Genomic DNA, 12773 nt, shown 5'->3' with positions numbered 1-12773 from the left:
TAAGGCTGTAGTTGTTTTTATAATTTAAAAATTCACTCTAAAACTTACATTGGGCGTAATTCCAAGAGAGCTGATTTCTACCTTAGAAACGGTGTCTTCATTCAACGTATAATAGGTGTTTACTACATTTTTGCGGTTGAGCAAATTCCATATGGACATGCCTATAATGGCATGCGATGTTTGACTTGTTTTGAAAGTGTAATTAGCAGAAAGATCGGTTCTTAAATAGTCCTTTAAGTTACTGCCGTTTGGAGCGCTATATTCAATGGTATTATTGGAGTTATCTTGAATGCTTGCTGGTAAAGTGATGGGTTTGCCACTATGCCAATTCACGCCAAGAGCCACTTTAAGACTGTTCATTTGGTAGGTTCCTGCAAAGGTTAGAGCATGTTTGATGTTTAGGTTGTTTGGGAAGTCGTTCCCTTCATTGAATTCCTCAAAAGTATAATCGTTGCTACTGTTGGAGTAACTAAACCACGCACTTGTAGATTTAAATTGTTTATGCACCAAAAAGTCGATGCCCTTGGTGAAATAAGACCCTATCGTGTTTAGAAACTGGTATTGATTCTGGAATCCTTGACTTCTACTGTTAATGCCCTCTACTTTTTTAGCAAATATCTCGGCACTTACAAGTAATTTGTTTTTGTTGTAATGAACCCCAAATGAAGCCTGTTTGCTTTGTATAATTGGGATGTTATCGTTGTTTGAAAGTACCCAACGGCGTTTTTCAATTCCTAAGAAATCATCCTGCAAATCGATAATCTGTGCCATGGTCTGGCTTTTGAATTCAGCATGGAATTCGGCCCTAAAGGCATTGTTGAGTTTATGGCTTACGGACAGTCTGGGTTCCGTGTATAATTCGTTTAACTTTTCAATAATATTAGTGCGCAAACCAATACGAGCATAGGTATTTTTGTTGATTGAGGTAAATTCCGCTTCGGCATAAAGGGCATGAATGCGGTTAATTTCCTTAGAATAATCATGGTATTCTGGATTGAGAACATCTTCCGAATTTTTTACAATTACACCGTTGAACTGGTAACCGCCGTAGATTTTAAGATTTTGGTCTACGTGGTTAGTGACGTTTATACGAATGCCTATGTCGCTCACAGCGTTTTTTTGCATCAATCGCTGTTCGTCTATCAAATCGTAATTGGTCGTGTTCAAATCATAATTAGACCAATAAACTTGGGTGGTTGTGGTAAATTTGCTGTTCCAATATTTTAAATACTCTAAACCTAACGCAAGATTGTCCTGTTCCAGACTACTATTCAAGGTTTCTAAAGTATCTTCGATATTGGTCTGTTCATCATAATCCAAGTTGTTTCGAATCGTCAAAAAATTAAATCGTAATTGGTCTGAGTCACTGATGTCATACAAAAATTTGGTTGAGATATCGTAAAAGTAAAAATGCTCATTATTACGAATGACTTGGGACGATTCGTCGGTTCCCGAAAGGTCTGAATCCTGGAAGGCTCTTTTGTAATATTGTTCGTAGGTTGGTGTAATGATTAAATCGGAAATGGAGCGTCTTGCGGCTATTTGGATTTCTGTTTTTTCTGAAAGAGGTATTTTAGAAAACACATCGGCACTGATAAGATTGAAGCCTGTGCCAACTTTAAAATCTTGATCTAGGCTATTGGATTGCTTCATGTTGATCAAACTTGAAACACCGTCCCCAAACCTTACACTAGTTCCGTTTTTGGAAACATCTACAGATTTGGTTAAATAAGGATTGAAAGCCGATACCAAACCAAAAAAATGTCCAGATTGGTACATCTTGATGCCATCCCACAAAATAAGGTTTTCATCGTGGGTACCACCTCTTACATTAATGTTGGATACGGTTTCATTAACACTAATAATTCCTGGCAATGCTTGAATGGTCTGCAAAATATCGGGTTCAATAAGACCTGGCAGGATTCCAAACTTGCGTGTTTCAATAGTAACTTTTCCATCATTCTTTTTGGAAATCCCTTTGGTAAGGAAGTTGTTGATGACAACCTCTTCCAGTTTCTGGGTAATCACTTCACTTAAAGGATTGATGCGCTTTGAAATCACGACACTTTTGGCATCTATGACAATAAAGTCCAAATTGGTTTCAACTTTGAGGAGTTCCAAAGCTTCTTCCAGAGATAAGTGGTCAGGAGGCTGCGTAGTATAAATGGCTTCAACCGTTTTATCTATATAACTAAAGTGAATGTCGTAACGGTCTTCTAAGGTGTTTAAAATAGATATGAGAGGCTGTTCGTTTTTTAAGGATTGTTGCCCTACAACACTATTGACACCAAAAAAGAACAATGAAATGAAAAGAAAACAAACTTCCTTTTTACTCACGTATTAAAGTAATGGTATTAGCAGTTTTAGTAAATCTTAATTGGAGTGGTAAGGTAATGGATTTTAAGGCAACATCCATGTTTTTATGAGTAAAACTTCCCGTGAATAATTGAGACGTATCTATGTCCTGAAGTTGGATAGTCACGTTATATTGTCTTTCAAACTCTGAAATGACTTCACTGTAGGGTGTACTTTTAAAGTAGCTTTCGTTGTTGATCCATGAAGGAGCGGGTACTTGGGTAATATCGGTTTCAATATATTTGCCGTTTCTTATCAGGAAATGCTCTCCAGGATGGAGTTTGGTAAGTTCGTTGTTATAGGTCACACCAACTAAACCTTCGTAACAAATGACTTCAAAATAATTATCACGTTCTTTTACGTTGAACTGGGTTCCGTAAACCGTCACGGTGCCAAGATCGGTTTTTACATCAAAGGTGGCGCCTTTGGCCACTTTAAAAAAGGCTTCTCCATCTAGAATCACTTCTCTTTTTTGTTTCCATTGTCTTTTGTTATAAACTAGGGAAGTTAGGGCGTTTAAAGTGACGAGTGATTTGTCTGGCAGCGAAATGGTAGATTTCTCGGCAGCCAAAGTTGTCACGGTAATATCTCTAGAGGAATAAAAATAATATATACCAAACGTTACAAGAAAAATGGCTGCAATTCGCATAATGACCAATGGCATATTGATAACCTTTTTCTTTTTGGACTTGATGCGTTTTAATACCGAGGTTTGGGCTTCTCCAACATTAAATTCGGGAGCCTTAAAGTACTTCATGGACTGGTCCAACTGTGTTAAAGCATGGTAGTCATCAAGCTTTTTAAAAGCCTCATGTTCCTCTTCGCTAAGGTTGTGGTCCAGCCATTTCTGTATTAAATCTTCTCTTTCCATGGTATTCGTTACACCTATATAACAATTAGTCTTCCCAATTTCCTACCCGATATCTTGAAATAGTTGGGGCAGGTGTATTATTTAAATCCTTCTATGTCTTCTTGTAATTTTTTTAGAGCACCATATATGCGCTTTTCAACAGCTTTGGTGGAAATTCCCAAAATCTTGGCAATTTCTTTAAAGCGTTTGCCTTCAACTCTGTTCATCATAAATGCTACTCTTTGGGCTTCTGTTAGGTTGCTTAATGCCTTTTCAAGTTTTTTTAAATACTCTTCCTCCTGCATTAAAAATTCAGGGGTAATCGAGGTATGCGATTTGGGTTTTGTTTGTTGATGCTTGAGGACTACTTTTTGATGGGCAGCCTCGTTGAGCATCAAATTATTTGCTGTAGTAAACAGGAAACTTTTGGCTTTGTTGGGAGGGATTTTACAACAATTTTCCCAAAGTTTGATAAAGGCATCCTGAACTTTGTCCTTAGGGTTCAAACGGTCCCCAAACTTGTAATACAAAAAATCGTGTAAATCTTTTGAGTATTTCTTAAACAACGACGAAAACAGGTGTTCGGCACAGATGTTGTCATGTAATTGTTTGGGCATAGTTTGATTTTCAGCCCATAAACTTATTAAAAATAAATATTAACGGTAGGAATTTTTTGTACCTTCTTGTTTTATAAATGAAAATAAATTTTGCTAACGATGAAATTACCGACCAACCAATTTTTTCGAAACACCTTTTTTTGCCTTTTAACCCTTATCATGGCCACATCTTGTCAAGAGGAAGATGTGGCACCCAACCAACCTGATACGGCAGATGTTGTGAATTTTGATGCAACCTTAGTAAGTGTCATGGCGTTGACTTCTGCAAACGACGGAACCCTGGATGATATTTTGGATAATGCTAGCTGCCTGTCGGTTGATTTGCCTGTAACAGTGATAGTCAATGAAACGTCTATTACCGTTAATACCTTGGAAGATTTACAGGGAATATTGGAGATTTTTGATGAATTTGATGAGGATGATGATACTTTGGAGTTTCTTTATCCAATAACCATTCTGCTTAATGACTATTCGGAAATAGTGATCAACAATGATGAGGAATTGGAGCTGTGGATTGAAACCTGTGAAGAGGCTTTGGAAGTCATTGATTGCATTGATTTTGTCTACCCAATATCATTTTCTATTTACAATTGCAATTCCCAAGCTACCGAAACAGTGACTTTAGAAAGTGATTGGGAACTATATGAATTTCTTCAGGAATTACAGTTGTCTAACGATGCACAACTGTTAGCTAGTATAAATTTTCCAATCACAATGGTATTGCCTACTGGAGATGAAGTTGAAATAGCTTCTAACGAAGCTCTGCTTGAGACTATTGAAAATGCTGCTGAAATCTGTAATGATGATACCTGTTCCGGAATTGAGGTTGATGAACTCCTAACAACTTGTTATTGGGAAGTAGAAAGCTATAATGGTTCAGATGATTTTGAATCATTGAAAATTTACTTGGATGAAAATGGAACTTTGTCTATTGAGGATGGAGATACAACGGTAGCTATTGGAGGCAATTGGCAAACCTCTATGTCGGACCAAGGTGTGATTGTAACTTTGTCGGATTTGACGGCTTTCTCTGAGGATTTGGGAGGGGATTGGTTAGTTGTGGATTGTGGAGAGGAGTATTTTGAATTGGTGAAAACAGTCGGGGATGCACAAATTTCCATCGTGTTGGAAAGAGAATGTGAAGACACTTCGGATTGTAATTTGGAAACCATACAGGAGTTGCTAATGGAATGTAGCCAAATACCAGCCTTAAATAACTATCCACCTTCGTCAACTGTCTTTTTGTTCAATACAGATAATCAATTAACATTGTTAAACGAAGAAGAAGTGTACGATGAAGGCACTTGGGAGCTCACCTTGGAAGAAGGGGAATTGTTTTTAAGTATTAACCTTAATGAGGTGGATACCTATAATGGGGTTTGGCAACTTTTGGAATGTGAGGAAGATGGGGTGTTGTTTATGGATGGCGACACTGCATTGACTTTAATGCAAAATTGCGAAAATGAATCCATTTTTGAGTGTTTTTCAGATACTATTTTGACACAATGTGAAGAAACGCCATATTTTGACGGTTACACAACCTTCAATTTAAATTTTACCTACCCAGATTGTAATCAAGATAATGTTGAGCTAAGCTATTTTGTATCTATGGTAGATGCTGAAAGCTTTATCAATCCAATTTCAAATGTAGTCAACTATAATCCTGGAGAGTTTCCTTATGAGGGGTATGGATATACTGTTTATGCTCGCGTGCAATTAGCAGGAGGAGATGACTTCGAGGTGTTTGAAGTTACTTTGCTTTTGGAAAATTGTTATACTTCAGAATGTTCTGAAGAGCAAGTGGATTCTTATCTAATGGAATGCCATTGGAAAGTGATAGATTTTGAGGATTGGGGGACTGGTGCAACTCCTGAATTTTTAGGTTATGAATTATATTTTAACGAGAATCAGGAATTGGTTGTTTTGGAGGGAGAAGAAACTTCAATTGGTACCTGGATTACCTCAATGAGTAATTATAACACAGTTAAGCTTGATATTTTGGGGGGAGATCAGCCATTTTATAATTATTGGCTGGTTGCCCAATGTACTTCAGAGGAATTGCTGTTGATCGAATTTGGCGGTGGAGGCAAAATGACCCTCGTTAAAGAGTGTCAGTAAGATAGTTTTTTTTAGTTTTTAGGTTGTAAAAAGGGGTTGCTCGCCATAGCAATCTCTTTTTTTATACGTAAAGTTCGAATTTAATTGTTTTAGCTTTTTATACCCCTCATAATTATTTCTGAAAAGTAAAATACAATATGCGATTTATTTTTTTTAGGAATTTTCTTTCTATAAATTACTTGTAAAATTAAAAAGTCATTTTCCTTTTACTATATTTAAACCAACCAACTTCGCGTTAGTAATCTAACTTAAACTGATGCGATTAATAGAAAAAATGAAACAAATACTGGCAATTTTTCTGACAGCCACGACCTTAAGTTGTCAGTTAAACGCTCAAAATGTAAATGAGCGGACAAAAGAACTCTATCCAATTATTGAAAATGAACTTTGGGGATATGTTGATTCTCTTGGAAAGGTCATAGTAGAACCTAAATTTCGTTCAGCCGGACAATTCTCGGAAGGACTTGCACCAGTTAGACTTAATGGAACGTATGGTTATATTGATCAGACAGGTGATTTTGTAATACAACCAAAATACGATGTTGCTTATTCTTTTCAGAAAGGACAAGCCAAAGTTTATATTAATGGAAAACCGTACTATATCAATTTAGAAGGGAAAATAACCTTTGAACACAACTTTTCTGAAATACATGGCTTTGGAACAAATGATTTTTCTATTGTAATTACAAAGGCTGAAAACTATGGGATAATAAATAGAGAGGGCCAATTTCTTGTTGATACCATTTACAAAAGAATTCGACCTTTTTCAGATGAGCTCTCAATTGTTTCAAGTCGAAAGCACGAAACTTATCCAAATAATGATAAGGTAAATCCTACTTCTAAAACTGGAGTTATAAACTCCAAGGGAGAGATTATTGTTCCTTTTGGAGATTATAAGAGTATATCCCCGTTTAGGAATGGATATGCCAAAGTGGAATTGTTTGTTGAACGTCAAAATGGTTATTATGACCATAAAGGAGTTATTGATTCAAGCGGGAAATTAAGATTTGTAGTTCCAGCTAAGAAATGGCATTTTGATTATGGAAGTGGGCACTTTTCTGAAGGCCTTGCTACGGTGGATATATATTCCGTAGATCCTGACACAGTTGATGTTTGGTCATCAAATGATCGATTTAGTTACAAGGGGGTAATTAACTCTGAAGGGAATATCATCTTTAGCAACGATAATTGGGAGGACATTACTCCATTTAGTAATAATAGGGCATTTGTTAAAACCATAGATGAAGATTGGTACCTGATTAACCGAAAAGGACAAATTTTAAATCAACATCCGTATCAGGAAATTCTTTACGAAACTTATGGTGGCAACTCAGAATATCTTTTCCAAAATGGAATTCAATTAGTGGAAACAGAAAAGGGATGGGGGGCTATCGATACGATGGGAAAATATGTAGTGGAGCCTAAAGATATTGGTTTTGGTTATCGTGATTTGTATTGGAGAGGTCAAATCGTTTTTATTAAGGAAGATATCAGCGTTGATAGTGATAAATATTCATATCGCTATGGTTTTTGGAATATCTCTACAGGGCAGGTTATAAATCCCCAGTTTCATGATATTAACTTTTCTGAATTTACCGAGGATTTGATTTATGTAATGGAGGATGACCGAATGGGATATATTGATAAACAGGGAAACTATGTCTGGCGGGAGAAAAAAATAGAACAGGTATCCCATGGAGGGGTCAATATCGATTATATGAATAGGGGGTACTTTTATGCCTCATCTCCTTATAAAGAAGAATTGGCTGGTTTCGGTGGCTGGGGTGGTTCTGGAAATGACTTTAAGCTTATTTCCAACTCTACTAAATTTAAAAATGGTAAGTTGAATATGATTGTAAATCCTCTCCAAAGGGAGAAATATTGGCAAAAATATGATGGTATGAAAATGTATGTAGCCAACACTTCGCAAGATACTATTTTCTTTAAAGCTCAGGACAGTAGACTTTATCTGAAAATACAGGCCCAGAATAAGAATGGGGAATGGAAGGATATTGAATATTTACCTAGTAGTTGGTGTGGCAATAGCTATCATTCTCTATTTCTGCCTCCAAATTATAATTGGGAGTTCGTAATACCAAAGTACGAAGGAGAATTCAATACAAAATTAAGAGCAGAATTACTTTATAGAAAAAAGAAGGACCAAAAGGAAAACAGTGTCCTTTACAGTAATGAATTTTATGGGAGCATAAATCCAGGGCAATTTTGGAGGAAAACGCCTTATCTTCCTACAGGCCTTATGGATCCATACTATGATTAATAATTACAAAAAACTGCAAAAGATACTACAAGCAATTGAGATTGCTTATAACAGCTAGACCATTAGTTGACCTTAAATTTAATTTGGATGACAGAAACATTAAACTATAAATATAATTCACCTTCGAGTTTAGAAAGGAAAAAAGGTAAAGAAAACCTGCTTCTATCAAAATTCAGTGAGGTGAACAGGGGAAATTCACCTTGTTTTTTTTGGGGAAAGTTAAATAACCCTTATGAGTTGTCAAGATGCCTAATAGCATTGTCAAATACAGTTCAATCAAGTTTTAATTTATCTCCATTTCAATTGGCTTTGCTAAAAGACCCCATAGTAACAGCTGGGAACAATCAAATACGATTTGAGGGATTTTCTCATTGTGCTGGGGTCTATGCTAGAGTTGATGTGTTGGAAAATGGACAAGAGGGTGAGTTCTTAGAAAATGGTACTACAAATGTAGACTTCAATACGCCTTTAATTTCAGAGTTGGGAAAAATTAAAAAGAACGATAACCTCGTTTTATCTATTGGTAGGGAAGAGGTTGCATTTCACAAGGGAGGAGAAAGTTTTGTAGAAAGAAAAGTACCCTTGCCAAGCAAATGGATTAAAGGTCTTACAACAGTTCAACACTACTTTTCTGAGTCTGATTTTGCCCTGTCCATGAATAAGATTCAGGCTATTCAACTCTTCAAAACTATCCCAGCAGGAAAAGTAAAGACAGATTACTTTTTAATTAAGCGTGGTAGCAAATATTTATTTAGTCCTTTAAAGGCCTCTAATGCCGCTTGTATAGGAGGAATTCATAGATTGAAACTTCTTCAGCCCTTAATACCTCTAATAAAAGAGTTGAAGGTATTTCCACACAGGGATATGCAGGCGGTAACTTTTATTTTATGCTTTGATGAGTTGAATTTTGTCTTTTCTGTCTCTAGGGATTTTTGGAGGGGGTTTTCAGGAGAAGGTGCTGTGTTGGAGTCCTTGATAGAAGATTTGCCTAGTTCTTTAATACTAGCGTTTGATAATTATTCTTATGCAAATCAAGAGTTTAATCCTGCATTGTTGTCCTTTGAAGAGGGAATAGACATTTCAAAGGTTGAAATGCTATCTACCAAATTATCTGCTATGGGATTGTTGGGTTATGACTTGTCAAAAAATGGATTTTTCTATAGAAGATTACCCTTTAAACTTGATAGGATTTTATCATTGAATCCTCGGCTTAAGGGAGCGGAAAAGCTTTTAGAAGAAGATAAAGTTTTGATTACCTTAAAAGGGGATAATGAAATAGAAGCTAAAGTAGAGGGAAGCGGTATTCAACATTACGTTGTTGTGAAAGGAGATTTTCAAAAGTGTACTTGTACTTGGTTTAGTAAAAACCAAGGGGAAAGAGGAGCTTGTAAGCACATTTTAGCTGTAAAGAAAAAAGCAAAAACCAAATAATATGCTTGAAAAAGAATTGGAAGGCATTGTACTTCAGGAAAAAGACATTATCCCTTTTTTAAAAAATCTAACACCAAAGGATAAAAGAGAGCTAGTTCCCTTTTTGAAAAAATTTCAAGAAAAAATTTTCGAACATTATAGTATAGAGGAAAAAACAAAATGGGGGATATCCTATTCTTCAAAGCCTATGCACTCTGACGCTAAAAGAGATCTTGTGAGCAAAGCGTGTTACGTTTGTTTCAATAAAACAGATATAAAAAAAGTTTTTTTTAATGTTAGTCAACTGTCTATAAATGATGATTATCTAAATAATATTATCCCTTGGTATACTCCAAAGTGGTATGGAGACCTGATTAATGAAGAATTGCATTGGGGGCTGTCTTATGAAAAGATGATGCTTTTGAAAAAAAAGGAACTGTTAATCCCATCTCGTGCTTTAATATTGGCCAAACTTCCTGATAGTATTATTGAAAGAAAACAGGAAGATGGTAAAAATAGAAGTTTTTACAGGCCAGAAGTCCTTTATAAGTATAAAGAAACCTTAGAGGAGCATATATGGTTGCTTTTTGAAGAAGTATCTTTAATTAATAATTATTACCACTATTTACACCTTGAAAATTATAAAGGAGGAAGGGATATTTGGATTGATACTATCAGTAATTTAACCGTTGAGAATAGACTTGATAGGGAAAGGGTGTTAATAGCAACTATTTATACTTCAACCAAAGGGTTTAATAAAACTCTTAGTGGTTGGTTCTTTGATTTATTAATTAAACTAAATCCTTCTATAGATGAAATATTAGGTTTGCAAAATGAGTTTTTAGCTGCTTTAAATTCCCCATACTCTAAAGTAATAAATACGGTTTTAAAGTATTTTAAATTAGTTGCGAATCAAAAGAAGTTTAAATCTGAAGTATTCATTGAAAACGCTTCTATTTTGTTAAACTCTGAAACAAAATCTGTAGTTAATTCAACTTTAATGATTTTGGAGAAAATTGCTAAAACTAATAAATCTTCAAGTATTTCAATTTGTAAAAAAGCGGCAGAAGCTTTAATAAATGTTGATGAAAAAATACAACTGAGAGCTGCCAAAATAATAGCGAAATACGGTAACCCTCAGAAACAAGAGCTGCTAGATGAAGTTTGTTTGTATACTGATAGCCTGTTCCATTCATCAAAGGAAGTTTTAAATGAATATATTGTCGATTCAGAAGAAATCGAAGAAGAAAATCATGAATTAGAAGAACTCAAAATTATATCAAAAGAAAATGAGGTACCTAAATTGGACTCATTGGATGATTTAATCTTTTTTGTAAGCCAATCTATTGATAATAATGAGGTCTATCATATAGACCTCCTGCTTAGTTGTTTGCCAAAACTCTATCTGCTTTTAAACAAGGATAATGTAGCTAAATTAGAACCAATATTTAAGCGTTCTTTAGATCTATCTTTAAATTTTGACTGGAATAGCCGTATTGGAAATTTGGAATCAGAAGCCGCTTGTTATATCAATGATTTTGCTGAAATATTGATGAGTGAATATCCTTTAGAATTGACAAGTTTTACAAAGGCTAAAAGAGAAAAAGTCAAAAAGCTTAAAAAAGAACGCTTTTACAAATCTCATTATGAGAATAATTTGAAAGAGATTGAACATCAGACAATTCCAGACTATATTTATCAAATACATCATTCCTTATTTATAAAATCTAAATCCTTGATTAAGAGAGGTCTGAATTTGGGGTTGCTTTCTTCTCCAACTCATTCCCCATGCTGGATTGCTCCAAAAATCCTGATTGATAGAATTATATCCTATGAAGAAATAAATGAAACAATTGACTTATACGACTTTCAAATAGCTATTGGTAGACTGCCTAAAAATGAATATTCACAAGATGTTATTGAGAATATCACAAGCATAGTAGATGATGATATTAAAAACGTTTTGAAGTATCATTTCAACCAATTAAACATTCAAAAAGCTAATATATTGAGGCCGGAGTTATGGATTCAAAGTGTATTGAGCAAAAATATAGATACTGACATTAAGTACTTTCAGGAGTTTCTTGCAAATTCTTTACAAAAGGAAATGGGTGGGTATAACTGGGATTGCGGTCCAAGAGAACATTTCTATAAAGATTATGATTATGCAACCAGAAGGTATGTGCAGAAAATGATGATAAGAAAGGAGTTGTGTCTTAAGGATTTTACTATTCAGAAAAAGGAGCCTGAATCAATAGTCTCTTCAATCGTAGGAATATTTAATAAAAGGAAGAAAATGATAGAGGTTAGTAGTATCTACAACTATATACTCTTTAAAAAGCAGAAATATTATACCCCGATCCAGCCTCATGATGATGTGAAATTTTTATTTCTTTCACCAAATAATTCCAGCATGTTTTTAAGTCATGTCATTCATAAAAACTTAAGGGAATCTACTTTTTTTGATGAAACTAGCAAAAAAAACATGGTAAATTTATTGAAAGGATTATATGAAATATGGTACAGAGATGATTTTCATGAGTCAACCTATTTGTTTTTGGCCACTGGGCTACTGTGTAGCGATAAAGTGGCTAGAGAACTTTCTGCAGAAATATGGATTAAAGCAAATAATCATGGCATTATAAATAACAAATTAGTTGGTCAAATTTTGGGTAAGTTGGAGAATGGGGAATATGCACCACTTAAGCGATTTACAGATCTATTAACGGCTAGTCTTTTTAATGTTTCAAAAAAGCACAATCAAGCTCTTGCCTATCTTTTGAATGATATGATTGGCAATATGAATAATACTCCAATAAGGGGAGTCAAGAAATTATTAGAAATATTTTTAGAGTTAAAGCTTTCATTCCCGGAAATTGAAATTAGTGTATTGTCAAAAGAAAAACTGGAAAGTTGGAGACAATCAACAACTCTTAAAGTATTAATTAATAAAATAGAAACCATTGAAATGGCAGTAGTGGAGCCATAGCCGGAATGTAAAAGGGAGGTAAAAAGCAATCCAATGGAAAAATCTTCTTAAGAATTAAAGAAGAGTCGGCTTCGAAATTTTGTGTGACAATACCTGAATTGACAGCTTTTCTAATTTGTTTGATAACCCAATAGTACAAGTTTTTTAATACCTACT

General features: G+C 34.8%; 7 protein-coding genes. 4 read left to right on the top strand and 3 right to left on the bottom strand.

The features are described from left to right. Positions 1-24 precede the first annotated feature (24 nt). The 3 genes from ZA05_RS09155 to ZA05_RS09145 all read right to left on the bottom strand — a co-directional run bounded on the left by ZA05_RS09155 (position 25) and on the right by ZA05_RS09145 (position 3822). Complete coding sequence (locus ZA05_RS09155; RefSeq protein ID WP_053991398.1) at positions 25-2337, bottom strand: TonB-dependent siderophore receptor; 2313 nt, start codon at positions 2335-2337, stop codon at positions 25-27. Then, positions 2330-3226: a FecR family protein gene (locus tag ZA05_RS09150; protein WP_053991397.1), complete on the bottom strand. Its 897-nt coding sequence runs from the start codon at positions 3224-3226 to the stop codon at positions 2330-2332. Before ZA05_RS09150 ends, ZA05_RS09155 begins: the two co-directional genes overlap by 8 nt. 77 nt (positions 3227-3303) lie before the next feature. After that, a complete protein-coding gene (locus ZA05_RS09145; protein WP_053991396.1) occupies positions 3304-3822 on the bottom strand; it encodes an RNA polymerase sigma factor in 519 nt (172 codons plus the stop codon). 159 nt (positions 3823-3981) lie between these two features. Between ZA05_RS09145 and ZA05_RS09140 the strand changes: the two genes are divergently transcribed. The 4 genes from ZA05_RS09140 (at position 3982) to ZA05_RS09125 (ending at position 12617) form a co-directional block, all read left to right on the top strand. Continuing rightward, complete coding sequence (locus tag ZA05_RS09140) at positions 3982-5940, top strand: hypothetical protein (RefSeq protein ID WP_157514635.1); 1959 nt, start codon at positions 3982-3984, stop codon at positions 5938-5940. A 256-nt stretch (positions 5941-6196) separates the two neighbouring features. Then, the gene (locus ZA05_RS09135) at positions 6197-8218 is read left to right on the top strand and encodes a WG repeat-containing protein (protein WP_082333731.1); all 2022 of its coding nucleotides are present in this window, start codon (positions 6197-6199) and stop codon (positions 8216-8218) included. Positions 8219-8305: 87 nt separating this feature from the next. After that, the gene (locus ZA05_RS09130; protein ID WP_053991393.1) at positions 8306-9649 is read left to right on the top strand and encodes an SWIM zinc finger family protein; all 1344 of its coding nucleotides are present in this window, start codon (positions 8306-8308) and stop codon (positions 9647-9649) included. Between the two features lies 1 nt (position 9650). Continuing rightward, the gene (locus ZA05_RS09125; protein ID WP_053991392.1) at positions 9651-12617 is read left to right on the top strand and encodes a DUF6493 family protein; all 2967 of its coding nucleotides are present in this window, start codon (positions 9651-9653) and stop codon (positions 12615-12617) included. Positions 12618-12773: the final 156 nt, after the last annotated feature.

This window comes from Mangrovimonas sp. TPBH4, from assembly GCF_001280505.1.
GTDB lineage: Bacteria > Bacteroidota > Bacteroidia > Flavobacteriales > Flavobacteriaceae > Mangrovimonas_A.
Note: the sequence above shows the minus strand (reverse complement) of the source record. Positions and strands in the feature narration are given on the sequence as shown.